The organism is Paraflavitalea pollutisoli (genome assembly GCF_029360705.1).
Classification (GTDB): domain Bacteria; phylum Bacteroidota; class Bacteroidia; order Chitinophagales; family Chitinophagaceae; genus Paraflavitalea; species Paraflavitalea pollutisoli.
The window spans coordinates 2,135,620-2,154,240 of record NZ_JARKMX010000008.1; the positions used below are offsets into that span (position 1 = coordinate 2,135,620).

Below are 18,621 nucleotides of genomic sequence, written 5' to 3' on the forward strand. Positions count from 1 at the left end.
TATATCAGGCATAAAACGCCACAACACAGGACAGCTAAACAATGATGATTTAAGAAGTTAACATTCACGTGCATTCTTCCTGCACGCTCAGATTCTAATTTTAAAAATGAAACCAATTTCAATGGCCATTGAATGCTTCATTAACTTTTAAATCATTATTTATGAAACTCAATTTCAAAAGCGTATCAATTCTTAGCCTGGTGCTCATGGGCGCCTCTGCAGTTACAGCTGCTATCATCCCAACAAAACCTGCCGACCTACGCGTGCAAGGTTCTATTAGTCAAGCTGGTACAGACGCCAACGTATTAACTTGTACACCGACAGCACAGATAAATGACAAAGCTTGTAATGCTTCAACTGCAGCAGACTCACAAACTACACAGGCAGGAGAAGACAATAGCTGGGTAACTGTAAACGGCGTTCAAGTTCAAACGACCGGAAACACAACTACCAAATAGCCGATTTACCAGAGCAAAAAAACACGAACAAAACTTTCTCATCCCGAGAAGGTTTTGTTTGTCGATCACTATTATCCTCAATTTTCACCTCCACTACCCAGCTCATGAAACGTGCCTTCACGCTATTTTTTCTGTATCTCCTGTTTGGCTGCGAAAATACGCCCCAAACCACCTACCAGGAATACTCATTCACAGAACCTGCCTACAATGAGTCGATCAGGATCACCACTACTACTGACACACTCCATTTCGCACTATCAGACAGTACATTCAATCAATTTAGCACGATAGGATATAACAAAATAGACAATAAAGGCTATCTGACATTCTACGATAAACGATCACAGAGTATAAACCTCTTCGACTTCGATAACCAAAGTCACTTCAAAAGGATTGATATCAAGCGAGTCTTTCCCCACATAAAGCTTTACAAAGTATCGATCTTCATCAAATCGCTGGACAGCATTTTCGTTACGGAAATGAATCGCCTCCACCTCATCAACAGCCAACCAAGTTTGTTATCTACGTACACTTTAAAAGACGATGTCAGTGCTTTTGCCTACCATGATAATATCGCCCCTGCATTTCAGGTCAAAGACACGATTTATATGGCAGTCAGGCCTTTCGTGGAAGAAACATCCTTATCAGCAGTCAAAAACTGGAAGTTATTATACGGGATCGATATCAAGGATGATAAAAAGAAGATGTACCTCAACCTGCCCCCTATTTATTGGACAAATTATTTCACCGATCGATATTTTGAATATAGCTATTGTATCAATGATAGCGGGCATATTGTTTTCAGTTTTCCGGCAGATTTCAAGATTTATGAAACGAATCTAAATGGCCTTACGAGGGGATATTATGCTAAGAGCAAATCTTTCTCTTATCAACCGGAGACCATTTCGAAAGAGATCGTCGAAAAGGACAAAGGCTTCAGGGAATATGTCACAAGAGATGTATATGGTCCTCTTTTTTACGACAAATACAGAAAACGATATTGGAGGCTGGCCCGGGCCAAATTGTCTAATGAAGCATATGACAAGGGAGTAGAAAAAAGGAAAGAAAGCATCATTGTACTGGATGAGCATATGCGCGTTATCGGAGAATGCCCATTTTTAGGGGATTATGTCTATAAAACCCTGCTATTTCTTCCAGACGGCAGGATTTATGCGCAGGTCAGCAATAAAGATGAAAATTTTTTACACTTTGTCAGGATAGAATACAACGAAATCAACTCCCAACTATCAAAATTATAACGCTTTATACGGATGAAAAGCTACTATCTCCTGATCTTGATGGCAATCATAGCAGGTTCGTGCAAAGACAAAGATGGCAACATAGAAATGGAAGCGATCGTTGCGGGGCAACAAATACCTATCTACGCAAAACTCACTACGCTATTCGGGAGTATCCCCAGCAACGACTCTTTGTCGGTATTGATCCTTCCTATCGATATCACCTGTCCCTCCTGCCGAAAAAAGATTCTTGTGGGATTCATGAAACACAAAGATCACCTTAAAACAAACCACTATATTATCATTGCTGGCAATGGGGGCAAAAAACATATAGACGGATATTTCCAGGAACATAAACTGAGGTTGCCAACAGGTATAAAACGGCTAGCTTTAGACACGATTGGCCTGATGAAAAACAACGCCCTATTTGACGATGAGCCGGTAATCTATTATGGAACCAACCAAAAGATCACTGCAAAATCCAGGGTCTACCCCGACAATGTAAAACAACAGCTTCAATCGTTCTTCTAAAACCATAATCAACAATATGTTCAAAACACCCAACATCATGCTCCGGGCACCCAGTAGTACGGGCAAAGCACGTTCATTTCCGATCAGGGTCAAGGACAAATTGCTTCAGGAGCCTTGTGAATTTGAGCGCAAGCAGTACCTGGTGGCACTGACTATTCACAAGCTAAACTTCCTACCGCTTAGACGAAAGCTGATCAAGAGCAATATCATCGACAACAAATATCAATGGAAACCCAAAAACCATGATATTATTCTATTCATTGACACCTTTGAAGGCGACAATATCAGCAATTGCCTTTGGCTGCTGTACTCTTTGGAGGAAAAGGCAAAAGTTGAAAACAGCTATTTGCACATTATATTGAATCCAGGCCATCTCGTTGACCTAAAGGATGAGTGGGCACTTCATCATCCAGAATATCCCGACGCGCCTCTTTTACATCAATCCACCACCGCTCTGTATCAGGGAAACAAGGAAATATGGAACTGGCTTAAGACCAAAAATGTCATAGAAAAAATAGGGAATATGACTATCCTACACGATACAACATTATCCTACGTAGCCAATAACCCTGTATCCTTAACAGAGTTAAACCAACTTATTAACCCACTATCCGACAGCAGAACATCATTCTCTGCATCAGCAGCATCAACCTGCCACCTCCCGGTTTCATACCTGCCTTTTTTTGGCACCTCCGCCATACTTTATGCAACCCATCAACCACCAACACAGCCCCAGCCCAAACAATCTGTAGCGGTATGGATCAATGCGGCTGCCACTGATGAAGGGGCTCATTTTGCCCAGGTCTACTTCAATGGAAATACGTATCGTAGCCGAATCATAAACACGGCCAAATCTGCCAGCTCCTAACAAGACTACAAAACCCCTACAGCTCATGCAGACAAACAGAAGGTCGAGTTGTGTAAATAGACATACGGGAAAACACAACTATCCAATAGTTACCCCCAAACAGTAAACCTTGCGATCAGGCAAATGGCCCTTAAGCTTAATAGAGCCGCGAACTGCGGCTCTATGGGGAGAGATTAATTGCGGGTTGCAACGGAATTCTAAGTATTCTGATTAACCCGTACCCACTTCATCAGAAAAAGCGCCACACCCGTATTCCCGACCATCAAATCTGCTACAGGCTTCCGCTCCCCCTCCACCAACCAAAAAGGGCCTGCCGCTTCATCATCCCTGCGAAGGTTCAAAATTACCTGCACTATCCATTCTGCACGATGGAACCACTGATCGTCTCCAAATACTTTCGCAGCTTGTAGGTAAATCTCACCCAAGCCACTCAATCCATCAGCCTGACTCAACATCCCATCCACTAACTCCGCCTCAAAGCTATGTAAGGCGCCATAGGCAAATCTCTTAAATACTATATTCCCTGTACGTTGAAACGCATTTATAAAGGCAGCCGCGATACCCGCTGTCCCCTCACGAACCCAAGGCGCCATACGCTTCTTTTGAGAAGAAAGCCATTCCACTTTGTCCCTTTTCCAATTAGCTTTCCGCATCAGCCAGGCCAAACCAGCCTCTGCAGCAGGCAGCGCCGCCCGATCGTCATATCGCGCACTGTACTCCAATAGAAAAGCAACTATTCCCGCAACTCCGTTATGATACCCTTTGGTAGCCCGTCGCTTCTTCTCATCTCCTTCCCTATTCCAGGACCCATCTTTTTCCTGCGTTTCCAACAATAAGGAAACATAAGCACTGGTCGCCTGATGAATTTTATCTGTCAAAACTATATCCCGGCACCCCAAATAGGCAATGCCCTGACCAGCAACCCCGGAAGAATAGTTAAGTCTGGTGTTAGGTACCTGCAATAAGAGATTGATCCACTCTACAAGCTCAGCGTCATGCCCCAACACCCCACTCCTCATGCCTTCAGACAATGCCAGGGCAATACCCGACGCACCCGTATGCAAGCTTGGCGATGCCCGCTCAATCCTGTCGATGTATTTCTTCCTGATCAAAACGATGCCTTGCTCAATAGCATCTTCAAATCCATCGACTTCAAATCCATTTACCTTCGCCTGACTCAAGAAATAAATAACACCCGCCGCTCCGTTGTACAAACTTGCGTACCAAGCCTTATTAATGGTATTCTTATCCACCTTCACCGGCATCTTCTGATGCTCCGAGAACCATCCTCTATTTCGATCGCACAACAGCTCACTGTGTAGTGTTCCAATAAATCGCTGCACCAATTGCCTTACCTCATCTTTATCAATAACCGGCGCTATAAATTCCCCATTGGTTGCAGGCGCTTCGATCACCCTATCAATTACCTCAATAACCTCCGCTATCGTCGGCCGTTGCGCCGCATCCACCTTGAGACACCGCTGCAACAGCCCCGCCAATTCCTTATCCGGCACAAAGAATGCTATCCGTTGCTGCAACCCGGCTTCCTCACTACACAAGATCTTATTGGTCGAAATCCCCGTCACCATAAAAAGAAAGACAGCCCCCAACGCATACACATCCTGCGCCTTGGTAGGTATTTCTGTACGCAGCTGCTCAGGCGACATATAGCCATAAGTCCCCAATTTAAACGGGGGAGCCGGATAATCCAGGTCAAGGGAATAGCTCAACTCAAAATCGATTAGCCCCACTTTATTACCATGAATCATGAAGTTATTCGGCGTAACGTCACGATGAATAATATTCTCCTGGTGCATACCTGCCATCAACAAGGCCATTTTACGCATGTACCGAAGCATCTTCAAACCCAGTGCATTCTTCTCCCGATAAGCTGCGCGCAATGCACGCTGATGCCCCTTAACCAGTTTATACAGCGGTACCCCCTTGATTCGCTCGATCACCAGGTAATAATTCCCGTTCTCTTCAAAAGAGCCATAACACCGTGGAATCCGCAACTTACCCTGCAGTTGTTCGTGTAACTTCTTCTGCCACTTCAACCGGTCCTGGATATCGCGACCGTGTTCGTCTTTACTATCTCCTTGTGTGCCTTCTTTAATAACACACAAACCAAAATTGGTCAGACTTTTTATATACAGACATTTGACAACATCGTTCTTTTGGCTCTCCTTGAGACTCTTTATGATGATATAATTAAACCCAATCCGCTTGCCGCTTTTCTTCTCCACCTTTCCCAACGAGGCAGGCTCCTGTACCTCCTCTACTACTGAAGCAACCAATGTTTGTGTTTCCATAGTTAAGTTTGATTAAGAAGCTAGTAAAACAAAATAAATACCGGCATAACTAGCCACACTGCGCAGACTACTGGCAACCCTCGATTTACAAAATGAGAAATCAATTTTAAAAACGCCCTCTTCGACATAATAGAAGGTAGATCGGTAGTGATCATACTTAATAGGTGCACCACCACTTTTCATTTTATTCAAACAATCATACAGGCACCTCCGGGAAATACCCAGGCGTTCCGCAAACTCATCGGGCGTGCCAGTCCCCTTGATCCGTATCAAACGGTCAATGTTCTGGATGCGGATAATAAAATCTGCTTGCATACAGGATTCAGTTTAATAATGTTGAAAAAACTAACGCGAATCGCTATTGAAGTTACACCCCACCACTGCAGTATTATTGCAGTCTAATATTAAGTTTTCTAACCCTACCGGTCGCAGCAAGCAGTCCACACAAAAACTTATCAATCAGTTTGAATAATTACTAAAGTTTCGTACATTTACGACAATATCGTAATTTAATACACTGATTATGAGACACTACACATTTTTACTCCTTTTACTTCTACCAACCTTTTCAACCCTGGCTCAGGAACCTGAAACCCTCTTAGTTGCTGTCGACTACTCCTTTTCGCATATCCATGACACCACCAATCGCAGCAATCCACTGAAAGAGAACATGACCCTCAACGTAGCCGCCCACACCGCCAGCTACCGCCGTTCACCACTAATACCTACCAACACCGCTACCACAGCCACTGCTGCTTCCAGCGCAGGCGCCGCTCCCACCGCAGTCAGGGTCGTAGCAGGTGGCCCTATGGCCGTTGTATACGCTCCTGGCTATACCGAATACGAACTGGTACAATCTCCCGCCACCAACGTATTGAAAATTTTCACCAGCATTGGGATGAGCGCCTATGTAATAGAACAACCACTCCCCAGGATCGACTGGCAGATCGGGCAGCAAACCAAAACCATCGGCGACTACACCTGCCAACAAGCCACCGGCACCTATGCAGGCCGCCAATACATCGCCTGGTTTACTACCGAGCTCCCCTTTCGCTACGGCCCCTGGAAGCTATCCGGATTGCCCGGCCTCATACTCGAAGCCGCCGATGCCAACGGTGAAGTATCGTTCACCTGCCTCGCCATACGCAAACCCACCGAAGAAACAAAACACCGCTATGGCCGCAACAGCTATATTCCCGCCTCCGAACAGGCAGTCGCCAAAGCCAAAGAAGCCTTTGAAGAAAACCCCGTAGCCACCATGCAATCACAATTACCACAAGGCGCCCCCGCCCCACGATTGGCCTATCGCGATCTGAATGGCAAAAGCACTTCCGGCGAAGACGCTCAACCTCTGATCGACGAGAAACGCAAGATTGCCCGTCGTTTTATCAATAACCCGCTGGAACGTAAATAACCATGAAATGGATCGTCGTGTGGATGGCAGTCTGCTGGCTGCCCCTGGCAACTATTGCCCAAACGAAAACACTGAGCGGGCAACTACTGAATAGCAAGAGCCAACCCATCCCGCAGGCCACGGTGGTATGGAAACGCACCGGCGGGCTGGTACTGCAATATGCCATCAGCAACGAGCAGGGGCGTTTTCAAATTTCCTTTACCGATACCCTGTCGCTATCAGGTACCGTGCTGGAAATAACACACCTGAGCTACAAGCATCGGCAACTACTCTTGCTGCCTGGTCAATCAGATTACCGCATCATACTGGAAGAAAGCGCCACCTTGCTACCCGAAGTCAACGTCAAAAGCCGGCCAGCAGCCATTGTGAAAGGAGATACGACCAGCTTTAACGTGCGCTCCTTCGCCCGCGAAGATGACCGCAGCATTGGCGATGTGATTGGACGCATGCCTGGCTTGTCTGTAGATGAAAAAGGAACGATCTATTACAACGGGCAACCCGTTTCGAATTTGTATATACACGGCGACGATCTTATGGATGGCCGCTATGGCATGGCCACCAAGGCCATCAACAAAGAACTGATCCAAAGCGTGGAAGTGATCCAGCACCATCAACCCATCAAAGCGCTTGAAGGCAAAAAACCATCCGATGCGGTAGCCCTCAACCTCGTATTGAAAGATGAGAACAGCCTGGCCCTTTCGGGCCAGGCCATGGTGGGTGGCGGTCTCCCCGCCCAGTACGACGCCACCGGCAATACCATCGTATTGAGCAAGCGCATCAAATTGCTCAATAGTCTCAAGGCCAACAACAGCGGCACCGATTATGCCGACGAACTTGCCCAACTGGGCAGCACCACTCCCCCACCCAACAGTAGCAACCCACCCGGCCAGCTACTATATACCGGTACTGTCGGCAACCCCAACCTACCCAAAAGGAATTATTATTTCAACCGGTCGGCGATCATCAACCTGAACAACCTCATCAACAACCGAAAAGGCCTACAACTGCGCTCCAATATCCAGGGCTTTATCGATCGGCAATCCCTGCAATACCACAACGACACCAAACAATACCTCGCAGACGACACTGTATACTACCGGGAATCACAGGACGCCATTCGTAAACCCTTTGCCCTGCAAACTGCCTTTACGGTCACCGCCAATAAATCGTCCTATTACTTCAGTAACCGCCTTCGGGCCAATATCAGTGGAGAACAGCAATCGAGCCAGCTTTCCATCAACAACAGTTCACTGGGCCTTGACCTGCGCCTGCGCCAATACGAGCTCAACAACTTCCTGCATTATATCCCGGGACTTAAAAATGGCAACAACCTCGAACTGCAATGGCTGGTCAGCTATAGTACCAATCCACAACGACTGATGGCCGATACCGGTCTGCACCCAGCCATCCTGCACAAAGACATTCCCTATACAGCAACCAGGCAGGAAGTATCCGTGCCCGCGTTCCAACAACAACTTTCCCTTACCTATATGATTCGCAAAGGCAGTATCCTGCAACGCTACGAAGCTGGTCTGCTGACAGAACGCCAACAACTGCAATCCACCCTGGCCTTGGGTGAAACGAACGATAGCTTCCAGCCCTACCCGGGTGATGCCGGCAACGACCTCCGCTGGCAACGCGACCGCGCACATGTCACCGGCCACTACACCTATTCGAAAGACAAGATCCAGATCGGCTTATCCCTCCCCCTGATCTGGCAATCGATCCGTTACCGGCAAGAAGACTATAATCTGCAGGAAAGATTGCCACGGTTGTTCCTCAACCCTTCCGCCTCCATCAACTGGAAAATCAACCTGGAAGATTATCTGCGACTGAACTATAGCTACAACAACAATATGGGCAATATAACCGGCATATACCGTGGCACCCTCCTCACCAATTACCGCAGCCTGCAGGCCAGCGATGCCGACCTGCTCGAAACACGTACTGCCGGTGCCAGCCTCTATTATCATTATCAACGCAGCATCCATCTACTCAGCGCCCATGCCAGTCTTCAGTACAATAAGATCATCGCCAACGCCATCACAGCTTCCCGTATCGACAACAATATCCAGCGAACCATCCTGCTGCCCTACGAAAACGACCAGAGCGCCATTACCGCCAATGCAGGCGTCAGCAAATATGTCTTTGCACTGAAAGCCACTTTTTCACTCACCGCCGCCTTCCAGCAAAGTCGGTATAACCAGTTCATCAACGACCAATGGCTTCCCTGGCGCAACCGGCAGTTATCAGTCAAAGCTGGCATCGACACCCGTTTGTTCAATAGGGTTACGCTGCGCTACAACAGCACTGCTGCCCGTAGCAACAACCACCAAAAAAACAGTCTTGCTGGGGAAAAACCTATCACCAATACCATGAGCCGGCTCGATCAGCAGGGAGAACTGGGCCTCTCCAACGGTAGCAAATGGCTGATCATTCTGCGGGCACGACACCTCTATAGTCAGCAGCCTGGTCTCACCACCGTTAACTATGTATTCACGGACTTCAACATCCGGTACAAATACACCCGCTGGCGCACCGACTTCGAGTTGGACCTCATCAACATCGCCAATATAAAAAGCTATGATCTGTTCCGCATCAGTACTAACCTGATCTCGGCCACCCGTTATGACATAAGGGGTAGAATGGCCATGCTCCGGGCCACCTTCAATCTGTGAAAAAGTAGACAAGAAAAAACGCCGGCTCTTGAAGTGGCCGGCGTTGTATGTATCGATAAGTTTATACTTTCAAGAGTTTGCATCGCAACGCCGCGTACTTTTAAGGATTGCGGTACCCCTGCACGATTCGCACACTTTGGAGCGCGGTATCAGCTGGAGTCAATTTGATCCCTGGTATCCTTTGAGCAGGAGACACTTGTGCTCCGCCGACTGCCCCTCCCGGCTGACCCACCCGCATTGATCGACCTGGCACTTCAAAACCCGCTACTTCACGATGGGGCGGCGTAGCAGCATTAGTACCTTCCGCGTCAGCAGGCTTCTTCCGGGGTGTAGCATATCCCGTCACTATCACTTCCTGCAGTTGCGGCTTATCGGGCTGCACGTTGGCAGATGTGCCCGGCCGGATGCCGGCAGTAGATGGCCGTTCATACAATGGCTCCTGCAAAGAAGTAGACAAAGGTTGCGCCGTAACGCCCCTACCACGACGAGACGCGGCTGAACTGCGCTCCGCTCCTGGTTGTTGCGCACTTGCCGGCTTCAGCTGAATGGTCATCACAGGCTGCAGATCCGCTTGCGCTGCAGACTGAACACTTTCCTCTACCACCATCAATTCCTGTGGCTGCAACAATTCCTGCACCGAGTCCTTGACCGATACCGTAAATGCCAGGCAACCGATCACCAGCACTGGCAACAACACCACATAACACATCAACATAAACCGCGACGAACGTTTCCGGTTCATCATGCGGATACGCTGCTTCAGGTCGACCAGGTTGAAGTCGTTGGTAATGGCCAGACCGTTATGAACAGCGGTCACCTGCAACAAACTGTATTGATAACTTCGCCTGTCGGCACCGCCCCTCAGCACAGCGTGGTCGGCAATGTATTCGAGATTTTCTTTAACGGCTTTGCGCATCAGCCAGGCAGCGGGATTGAACCAGTACAACAACAATCCCAATTCCACCAGGAGGATGTCCAGCGAATGCCACTGCCGAACATGCACGCGCTCATGCGCGATGATCGTGGGCAACGCCTCCTGCTGATGTAAAGAAGGGTTGATGTATATCTTACGACAGAAGGAAAAAGCTCCCACAGGCTCATTGATCAGTTGCACTGGCTGATCACCAATGACAGCCTTCTGCGAATGAAGATGAATACGATAGAGTGATAGGGCCTGCTTTACTATACGCACGAGCACATAAGCAAACCCGATAAAGAACAAGCCATACACATAATTGATGTAGACGGGCGTAGCCTCCACCGTCAACATAGAACGGAACTGGCGGCTTAGCTCCGGCACAGCTCCCTTGTCTGAAGCATCAAAAAATCCCGACAGGTCCATTAATGGGTAACTGCAGGAGAAGAGAATTCCCAACAGCAGAAAAAATCGATTGAGACCATAGTAAGTGAGCCGGCGCAGTATGGCATAATACACGGCCACGAACAATATCAATACGAGGTTGATCTTGAACAACACGATGAAAAAGGTAGGCATGGTGGTCTATTTTTCGTCTTTATCGATCAGGTCAATGATTTCCTTCAGGTCTTCTTTGGATATCTTATTCTCTTTGGCAAAGAAGGCAACGAGTTCTTTATAGGAGTTTTGAAAAAAGCTATCGACCACACCATTCACGGACCGCTTCTTGTACTCGGCCTCCTTCACTTTCGCACTGTACCGATAGGCATTGGCAATCCGTTCACTTTTCAGGTAACCCTTTTTCTCCAGGTTCTTGATGGTCGATGCCAGGGTCGTATAGGGCAGCCTGATAGGATACAAAGCGGGAATAAAATCTTTGATAAACCCGGGGCCAACCTTCCAGATGGCGATCATCGTGGCCTCTTCGTGGGGCGTTAATTTTTCCATAGCTAAAAACGAGATGTCCGTAAATATACGAAACATTCATAGATTAACGCCATGTCTTACAGCAATTTGCAGCCAATCATAAGATTCAATAAAAAAGGATCGCCCCTGTTTTGCAGGCGATCCCCGAGGGTCTGATAAGTAATTGAGCAGCCGCTTTTTACTGTTTGACCAATTTCAATATATCGGTTTTTCCTGGTCGCAGTATCTTGATGTAGTAGACCCCAGGCGCCAGTTTGGCTCCGGTATTGGCCCGGCCCGACCCTGTGCCCTTCTCTACCTGCTGTCCACGCTCATCGATCACCTGGTAATCGAATCGACCTTCCGCCGTCACCGTGAAGACACCCGTCGCCGGATTGGGAAACACGGCCGCCACTACCCGCGCACCGCGCGGAAAACGTTCGGTGATGGATCCCCCGTCTGTCGCAACGCGCGCCACGCCACTACAACTGACCGGCGTAGCCTGCCCGGCACCACTCACCTTGAGGTAATCGATATTCGCAAGTCCATTGGCCGTGGTTGACTCCAACCGGATGGTTTGTTGGCCTGCCGTAAACGATCTGCTTACAGACACCTCCGCCCAGGTCGTCCAGTTGGCAGTGGCCGGAAAATTGACCGCCGCCTGTACCTCTGCACCATTCACCAGCAAACGCCCTGGCCGGTTGCTGCCGCCACCATTGGCATTGCGCCAGGTCAGCGTATAATTACCGGCCACAGGCAGGTTCACGCGCCACGTGATACCATTGCCGACCGCATTGGTAGCATTGGCAAATCCCGCACCGGTATACCCGGCATTGTCACTATCCACCGTACCGTTGAGGCTACAGAAGCCATTGGCATTTTCCTGGACGGTAAGACCGGTTGCTCCCGCAGTACCGGTATTCTCGCCGGTGAGGAAGTTCAGGTATTCTTCCAGGTTGGTATAGCCATCGCCGTCCGGATCGGCATTGTTGTCGGCCACGGAAGGATTGGCACCATTGGTAGACTCCCAGCTATCGGGCATGCCGTCACCATCACTATCTGTGGGCGCAGTACCATTGGCGTAGGTAGGCCAGCCTCCTACCTCCGAAGGCATATCGATAATGCCAGCCTTGCCGGAGGAAGCGCCGGTCGCCGAAGCAGTTCCATTGGTCGTTTCGGTAACGATGCGCTGGTCTACCGGATCCCGTACCGGCAAGGTTGCCCCAGCTTTTTGCAATACTTCGGTATAGGCTGCCTGAGCCGTTTGCACGGCGATATCTGCCCCCGAAAGGTTAAAGGCCGTGGTCGACTTCGTAGCTGCCTGCTGTGCAGCAGGTATCTTCGACAGATCCACCCCGGTCCAGTTATCATTGGTCTTGCCACTGTTACCATTCATATAGTTGCCGGCAATGTACCATTTCCCGATGCCGATGGCGTTGTAGCTGGGCTGTACAAAACTGAGGTTGGCATTGGCCGGCCCTGGTTTGTAGTAGTTATTGACCAGGTTGATCTGCGATACACCAATGGCAATCTCCATTTCGCCACCATAGGCAGCACCGGTACTACCAGAATTATAGATCACATTGTTGCGGTAGTCGACCAATGCCGTGGTGTCGTGTGCCCGGGCACCACCAAAACGGATGGCCCGGCTTTGCTGATGTGCGATGAGGTTGTGGTGATAGGAAGAATACTGACCGCCCCATACACCACCGTATCCACGTACCCCTTTGGCGTGGCCGGCATTGTACAACCCCTCACTCATGATACACCATTGTACGGTAACCCGCTTGGTATCGTACATCGCTGCGCACTCTTCATTGGCCCAACTGAAAGAGCAATGGTCGACGATCACGTTGTGGCAGTTTTCCATATCGAACCCGTATACATCGGTAGAGAGGGTACTGCCCGGTCGCGACCGCAGGTAACGGATGATGATATTGCCATGGTTACCACCCTGACTCAAGGCACGGGCACCGTTGAGAATAAAGGAATGCCCTTTTAAGCAAATACCACCACCAGGCGCCGTTTGTCCCGCAATGGTCAGGTTGGAGCGTTTGACTTGTATTTCAGATTGCAGGGTAATGGTACCGCCCACCCGAAAGATGATCGTTAGCGGTTCGCCCGGATAGGCGGCGAGGGCTTCGCGAAAGCTGCCAGCCCCGGCATCATTGAGATTGGTCACCGCTACCACCCGGCCGCCACGGCCACCGGTAGCAAATCGCCCGAATCCCTGGGCAGTAGGAAAGGCCAGTTGCTGGGCCTCTAGCTGTGTGATGGAAAGCAGCAGACATAGACATCCTGCGGAGTGCAGGCTTTTTTTCCAGGAAGGTTTCATAATGGCTTTTATGTTATTGATGATAAAATCAGCAATCGCTAAAAGCAAATATCCAGCTGCGTAAAGGAGTACAAGGATATAATGTTACCTGGTTTTTACGACCCGACCGTCCTGTGCTGTCTTGCCGGCATTGATCAATTGTGTAGTAACTTCATCAATTGATTGACCCTAAAATCCAGCACAGCCGGTCGGTACAATTGTTTTAACGCTTAAATTTGGTCACCCTGCTGTTTGTCCGGCCAACACCGGCCGCTTGTTGATGACCACGCCCTTGCGCCTTAAAACAAATACTTATGCTATTAAACAGGAGCATTTCGATCGGCTATTTCATCAATGAGATCAAGTTTCAGATTCTGCTCATTATCTTGTTTGCGCTCACCATGGCGGTATTCGACCACTTTTCGGCCTTCCGGAATGTCACCTTGCCGTTGAGTGTACCGGCACTGGTAGGCACCGCCGTATCGTTGTTACTGGCTTTCCGGACCGGTCAATCGTACGAACGATGGTGGGAGGCCCGCAACATCTGGGGCGCTATCGTCAATGACTCACGCAGCCTCATCCGACTTACCATGCAATTCCTCCCCGCCGGATCAGACGAAGAGATTCAGGCTTTCGTGCGCCGCCAGGCCATATGGAATTACGCGCTGGGTGAGTCGCTGCGCCGCCTGCCCTACTCCGAGAAAGTACAGGCCTACCTCGATGAACACCAGATACAGGCGCTCAACATTCCGAATGCGATCCTCGATGAGCATTCAAAACAAATCGCCAGTCTGTACGAGGCAGGAAAGCTCAGTGGCTTCCAACAAATGCAACTCAATGAGCTGCTCATCAAATTGTGCGACAGTATGGGTAAATGTGAAAGGATCAAGAATACCGTATTTCCGCGATCGTACAGCATGCTGGTACATACCATGATCTACCTTTTCGCAGCTATCCTGCCATTTGGCCTCGAAGACTCCAAGCTGCTCATGGAAGTCACCATTACCATTGCGATACCGATCATGTTCATCGCCATCGAGAAAACCGCCATCATTATGCAGGATCCCTTCGAAAATACGCCGGTAGACACCCCCATGACCACATTGGCACAAACCATCGAAAACAACCTCAAGCAAATGAGTGGTCGCAACGATATACAACCCAAGGTGGACAATGGGCTGTATTATGAAATGTAACCGCACAGACAGGCGAGAAGGAACAGGAGCCGCTCCTATCCTTTGCCCTGCACATTGATGTCGTTGTTGTCGATCTTCTTTCTTTCCTTTTGGGGTTTCTGTGACCTGCCAAACTCCCAACCAACGGTTAGTTTGAAGGCGCGGTTGTAATAGCGGTTATCGGCCCTGGAGATAAAGGAGGGACGTTGTTTGGTATCCGTCTGGGAAGCATATTCATGGAAAGGGTTTACTGCGGCCAGCGTGACCGTCAGTTTTGCTTTTTTGATCTCCTTCTTCGCTGCAAAACTATAGTAATAAAAACGCCCTTCTTCGCCGAGTAAGGTCACTTGTCGCGTGTTGTATTCACCAAACGCCTGCAGGGAATAGTGATTGGGTAGCCGGTAAGTGGTATTGACATTGATCTCCCCACCCCAGCCGGACCTGAAAATATCTAATGCGCCACTGCTGTAATCAAAGTAATTGAGGTTCACATTGCTGTTGGCCGTCCACTGTTCCGAAATCTGCATAGTAGCCGACAGATTGAGACCGTATTGCCGGTTGGCGGCCAGGTTTTGCTTACTGGTATAGGAAATGCCGGTGGCATTGGTTTCCATAAATTCAATAATAGCATTGTCGGTCTGCCGCCAGAACAAAGCAACGTTCAGGAAAAATGCCTTTCCGGTATTCAACCCGTAAGAGAACTCAGCCTGGTGCGCGATCTCCGGTTGCAACAGCGGATTGCCGGATTCGATATTCCGCGGATCACTGGCATCCACGTTCGGATTGAGATCCCAGATATAAGGACGCGTGAGTCTTTTGGTATAGCTAAGGGTCAGGGTATTGCTTTCATCTAGTTTTTTGGTGAGTGTAGCCGTCGGCACGAAATTCAGAAAGACATTGCTGAAGGGGTTGCCATTACGCACAAAGTTCCCTTTGATACGGGTAGCCTCCACCCTTGCCCCTGCCTCAACAAACCAATTGCCCTTCAGGTGCTGCTGGTACATCGCATACCCCGCTACCACATTCTGGCTGTAAGTAAATTTATCCGACCGGTCAGGTTGCCCCACCAATTGATCGACCGCCGCCGGATCGCTGGCGCGCACCTCGTAGCGGGTATCTACCTGGCGCAGGATCGCCTTGGTGCCGGTCTCAATATGGGCAGTCCCTTTGGCATTGAGCGGATGGGTGTAATCGACCTGGAAGGTCCACTCCCGGTTGTTCGTTTTACTGTTGTTCACTTCCCGGTACAGCAGGTCCTTACCCATGTTGATTTGCCGGGCATCGTAATCCGACCGGTCGCGCGAAGGGGAATTTTGCACCTGCAGCGTCAGCTGCTGGCCGTTACGTTTGAAGCGCCGGCTATACCCCAGGTTGATATCGGCACCCAGGTATTTATTGCGGCTGTCGATATCCTGACCGTACTGCTGTTCAACAGCTCCATCCGGCCTATTGAGCACGGTCGCTACCGTATTGTTATTGGGCCATTTGCCCAACCAGGCATTAACACCCAGGTTCAGTTCATTGGATTCATCGATGGTATAGCCGATAGACAGGTCGGCCGATCCATGAGGTGCCGCATTGTCTTCTTCCACCCGTTGCTGCAGCTGGTTGCTAGCGGAGCCATTATCGAAGGAGGTTCTATCCATCATCCTGGCCTCTTTGGTACGTAATCTGTGAACATGGCCTGCCAGGTTCATACTCCATTTCGAATTCGTATAGGTGAGTCTGGGGTTCAGCATCTGCTCCAGGTTGCTGGCGCTGGCTTCGAGTGTACCGCTGAGGTCGTTCCTCCCTTTGCGCGTAATGATGTTGATGACACCCGCAGCGCCCTCCGCATCGTATTTAGCCGAAGGAGTGGTGATCACTTCCACCGACTTGATCATATCCGCCGGCATCATATTCAACGCATCCGCCGCACTGCGCGCCATCTGACCAGAATATTTACCATTGACGAGTATCTTCAGGTTGCTGCTGCCACGCATGCTTGCATTGCCTTGTGCATCGACATTCAATATCGGCGCCTTCCGCAACACATCGGCGGCCGTCCCCCCTTTATTGGATACATCGTTTTCTGCATTGTACACCAGCATACCCGGCTTCTGATCTACCAACCTTTTACGGGCGGTCACGCGAACAGCCTGCAGCTGGTCATCACCGGGATGCAACAACAGCACGCCAATCGCTACCTGCGATTGTTCTGCAGACAAATCAAGCCTACGTTCACGTGTCTTGTATCCCACGAAACTGATCTCCATATAATAACGACCGGCTACCGGCCATGCCAATTTGAAGGATCCGTTTTCTTGTGTATAGGTAGAAGCTATGGTTTGACGGGCGGTATCCAGCAGACTGACGGTGGCGTAGGAGATGGGTTTGTTGGTGGAAGAATCCCGGATGCTACCGGTGAGTAAACGACTGGTCGCCGGCTGTGCAGCCGCTTTGACGATCCATAAGGCAGCAAAGCAAAATAACCATCCCAATTTCTTCATATGCATGATCCCGGTTGATTTAGGTACAGGGCAGTGATTAAACGAATTGTGCCAGCCGGCGGAGCAAGGCTGACTGTGCAGCTTGCTCCGGCTGGACTTCTGACTAGTGCGCGGCAAAATTAAAGCGCCCTCCGCATTCAAACCTACCCCTTCAGAAAAAGCATTTATTAAATCGGGAATAAATAACATCCATTACCATGGAAAGTGGGTAGTGTAAAAAAAGCTTTTTCCGTATCGGGTAAGATAGTTTCCCGATACGTCATAAGGGAACCACACCAACCTGTTAGTTTTGTGCTGTTGTAACAATGTCGCAAATTCTCATAAGCAGTTAGTTTTGGTAAGCCCCTTCCATTCCTGGAAGGGGCTGATTTTTGCTACAGATGACTATCTTGCATACCAATCGCCATGCACCATGGAACTCAGACAACTCAAATATTTCCTGAAGGCAAGAGAACTGCGCAATTTCACCGAAGCAGCCCAACAATTACACATCAGCCAAAGCACCTTATCCCAGCAGATCAGGCAGCTGGAGGAAGAATTGAATATTCCCCTCTTCAACCGCGTGGGCAAACGCATTGCCATCACCGAAGCCGGTGAGCAGTTTGCGGAATACGCCCGACAAAGCGTTAAAAAAGCGGAGGATGGGTTACTGATGATCCGTGAACTGAATGACCTGCAAACCGGCACGGTTACCATTGGTGTAGCGTATGGGCTCAGGAACTTCTTTACCCAGGCCCTGGTGCAATTCGCCGCCAAATACCCCGGCATTCAAGTTCAGGTAGAATACGAAGCATCGCATGACCTGTATGAAAAACTGGCCCGTTTCGAGTTGGATTTCATTCTCGCCTTTCATGAAAACACGCCAGCGCCGCTGTTTACCTACCAGACACTCTTCAGCTCTCCCATGGTATTGGTAGCCTCCAGGAAGTCGGCCATAGCGAAGCAATCACAAGTAACCCTGGAAGAGATCTGTCAGTTACCCCTGGTGATTGCCACACGTGGCTACAGCACCGCCCATATCATCAGCAAAGCATTTCATAAGAAAAAGCTCAACCCACGGTTTTCGATCGCCGTGAATGATGTACCCACGGTACTCGACCTTGTCAAAACCAGCCACTGGCACAGCATACTGGTACAAACGAGTGTCTGGGACAAAGACCTCGTCGCCATACCCATCAAAGACAAGAGCCTGGTACGAACAGCGAAGATCATTACCCTAAAAGACGCTTATGAAAAAAAGGCCGTCAAGGCCTTCCAACAACTGATCAAACAGATCAATGAACGTGGAAAAACCTGAACGGCCCGTCAATAATTGGTGATCC

General features: G+C 49.3%; 14 protein-coding genes. 8 read left to right on the plus strand and 6 right to left on the minus strand.

The features are described from left to right. Positions 1 to 161: 161 nt before the first annotated feature. The 4 genes from P2W70_RS22270 (at position 162) to P2W70_RS22285 (ending at position 3,095) form a co-directional block, all read left to right on the plus strand. Complete coding sequence (locus P2W70_RS22270) at positions 162 to 458, plus strand: hypothetical protein (protein ID WP_276483739.1); 297 nt, start codon at positions 162 to 164, stop codon at positions 456 to 458. Positions 459 to 562: 104 nt separating this feature from the next. Then, complete coding sequence (locus P2W70_RS22275) at positions 563 to 1,717, plus strand: DUF4221 family protein (RefSeq protein ID WP_276483740.1); 1,155 nt, start codon at positions 563 to 565, stop codon at positions 1,715 to 1,717. 12 nt (positions 1,718 to 1,729) lie between these two features. After that, positions 1,730 to 2,227 carry a hypothetical protein gene (locus P2W70_RS22280; protein WP_276483741.1) on the plus strand — a complete coding sequence of 166 codons (498 nt, stop codon included), beginning with the start codon at positions 1,730 to 1,732 and terminating at the stop codon, positions 2,225 to 2,227. A 16-nt stretch (positions 2,228 to 2,243) separates the two neighbouring features. Then, positions 2,244 to 3,095: a hypothetical protein gene (locus P2W70_RS22285; protein WP_276483742.1), complete on the plus strand. Its 852-nt coding sequence runs from the start codon at positions 2,244 to 2,246 to the stop codon at positions 3,093 to 3,095. Between the two features lie 197 nt (positions 3,096 to 3,292). Here P2W70_RS22285 and P2W70_RS22290 read toward each other — a convergent pair whose 3' ends face one another. Together P2W70_RS22290 and P2W70_RS22295 are read right to left on the minus strand one after the other, a co-directional pair. After that, on the minus strand, positions 3,293 to 5,407 hold the full coding sequence (locus P2W70_RS22290; protein WP_276483743.1) for a protein kinase/lanthionine synthetase C family protein: 2,115 nt from the start codon (positions 5,405 to 5,407) through the stop codon (positions 3,293 to 3,295). Positions 5,408 to 5,419: 12 nt separating this feature from the next. Beyond that, a complete protein-coding gene (locus tag P2W70_RS22295) occupies positions 5,420 to 5,722 on the minus strand; it encodes a hypothetical protein (RefSeq protein ID WP_276483744.1) in 303 nt (100 codons plus the stop codon). Between the two features lie 208 nt (positions 5,723 to 5,930). On the opposite strand from P2W70_RS22295, the gene P2W70_RS22300 reads away from it, so the two are divergent. Continuing rightward, entirely contained in the window at positions 5,931 to 6,821 is an 891-nt protein-coding gene (locus tag P2W70_RS22300; protein WP_276483745.1) for a GLPGLI family protein, read from the plus strand. A 2-nt stretch (positions 6,822 to 6,823) separates the two neighbouring features. Beyond that, on the plus strand, positions 6,824 to 9,499 hold the full coding sequence (locus tag P2W70_RS22305) for a peptidase associated/transthyretin-like domain-containing protein (protein WP_276483746.1): 2,676 nt from the start codon (positions 6,824 to 6,826) through the stop codon (positions 9,497 to 9,499). A 100-nt stretch (positions 9,500 to 9,599) separates the two neighbouring features. On the opposite strand, the gene P2W70_RS22310 is transcribed toward P2W70_RS22305, so the two are convergent. The 3 genes from P2W70_RS22310 to P2W70_RS22320 all read right to left on the minus strand — a co-directional run bounded on the left by P2W70_RS22310 (position 9,600) and on the right by P2W70_RS22320 (position 13,656). After that, entirely contained in the window at positions 9,600 to 10,994 is a 1,395-nt protein-coding gene (locus P2W70_RS22310; protein ID WP_276483747.1) for a M56 family metallopeptidase, read from the minus strand. Positions 10,995 to 11,000: 6 nt separating this feature from the next. Further along, on the minus strand, positions 11,001 to 11,363 hold the full coding sequence (locus tag P2W70_RS22315) for a BlaI/MecI/CopY family transcriptional regulator (protein ID WP_276483748.1): 363 nt from the start codon (positions 11,361 to 11,363) through the stop codon (positions 11,001 to 11,003). Positions 11,364 to 11,520: 157 nt separating this feature from the next. Further along, positions 11,521 to 13,656 (minus strand): carbohydrate-binding protein, encoded by a 2,136-nt coding sequence (locus tag P2W70_RS22320; RefSeq protein ID WP_276483749.1) that lies wholly within the window; start codon positions 13,654 to 13,656, stop codon positions 11,521 to 11,523. 293 nt (positions 13,657 to 13,949) lie between these two features. On the opposite strand from P2W70_RS22320, the gene P2W70_RS22325 reads away from it, so the two are divergent. Continuing rightward, positions 13,950 to 14,831, plus strand: a complete 882-nt coding sequence (locus P2W70_RS22325; RefSeq protein WP_276483750.1) for a bestrophin family protein — start codon at positions 13,950 to 13,952, stop codon at positions 14,829 to 14,831. Between the two features lie 35 nt (positions 14,832 to 14,866). Here the strand turns inward: P2W70_RS22325 and P2W70_RS22330 are convergent, their stop codons facing one another. Then, a complete protein-coding gene (locus P2W70_RS22330; protein WP_276483751.1) occupies positions 14,867 to 17,305 on the minus strand; it encodes a TonB-dependent receptor in 2,439 nt (812 codons plus the stop codon). Between the two features lie 406 nt (positions 17,306 to 17,711). On the opposite strand from P2W70_RS22330, the gene P2W70_RS22335 reads away from it, so the two are divergent. Next, positions 17,712 to 18,596, plus strand: coding sequence for a LysR family transcriptional regulator (locus tag P2W70_RS22335; RefSeq protein ID WP_276483752.1), 885 nt, complete (start codon positions 17,712 to 17,714; stop codon positions 18,594 to 18,596). Positions 18,597 to 18,621: the final 25 nt, after the last annotated feature.

Excerpts from the sequence above, each read along its gene's own strand:
- P2W70_RS22310 (WP_276483747.1), bottom strand. The coding sequence starts at position 10,994 with ATGCCTACCTTTTTCATCGTGTTGTTCAAGATCAACCTCGTATTGATA.
- P2W70_RS22295 (WP_276483744.1), bottom strand. The coding sequence starts at position 5,722 with ATGCAAGCAGATTTTATTATCCGCATCCAGAACATTGACCGTTTGATA.
- P2W70_RS22335 (WP_276483752.1), top strand. The coding sequence starts at position 17,712 with ATGGAACTCAGACAACTCAAATATTTCCTGAAGGCAAGAGAACTGCGC.
- P2W70_RS22325 (WP_276483750.1), top strand. The coding sequence starts at position 13,950 with ATGCTATTAAACAGGAGCATTTCGATCGGCTATTTCATCAATGAGATC.
- P2W70_RS22300 (WP_276483745.1), top strand. The coding sequence starts at position 5,931 with ATGAGACACTACACATTTTTACTCCTTTTACTTCTACCAACCTTTTCA.
- P2W70_RS22270 (WP_276483739.1), top strand. The coding sequence starts at position 162 with ATGAAACTCAATTTCAAAAGCGTATCAATTCTTAGCCTGGTGCTCATG.
- P2W70_RS22285 (WP_276483742.1), top strand. The coding sequence starts at position 2,244 with ATGTTCAAAACACCCAACATCATGCTCCGGGCACCCAGTAGTACGGGC.
- P2W70_RS22290 (WP_276483743.1), bottom strand. The coding sequence starts at position 5,407 with ATGGAAACACAAACATTGGTTGCTTCAGTAGTAGAGGAGGTACAGGAG.
- P2W70_RS22280 (WP_276483741.1), top strand. The coding sequence starts at position 1,730 with ATGAAAAGCTACTATCTCCTGATCTTGATGGCAATCATAGCAGGTTCG.
- P2W70_RS22315 (WP_276483748.1), bottom strand. The coding sequence starts at position 11,363 with ATGGAAAAATTAACGCCCCACGAAGAGGCCACGATGATCGCCATCTGG.
- P2W70_RS22330 (WP_276483751.1), bottom strand. The coding sequence starts at position 17,305 with ATGCATATGAAGAAATTGGGATGGTTATTTTGCTTTGCTGCCTTATGG.
- P2W70_RS22305 (WP_276483746.1), top strand. The coding sequence starts at position 6,824 with ATGAAATGGATCGTCGTGTGGATGGCAGTCTGCTGGCTGCCCCTGGCA.
- P2W70_RS22275 (WP_276483740.1), top strand. The coding sequence starts at position 563 with ATGAAACGTGCCTTCACGCTATTTTTTCTGTATCTCCTGTTTGGCTGC.
- P2W70_RS22320 (WP_276483749.1), bottom strand. The coding sequence starts at position 13,656 with ATGAAACCTTCCTGGAAAAAAAGCCTGCACTCCGCAGGATGTCTATGT.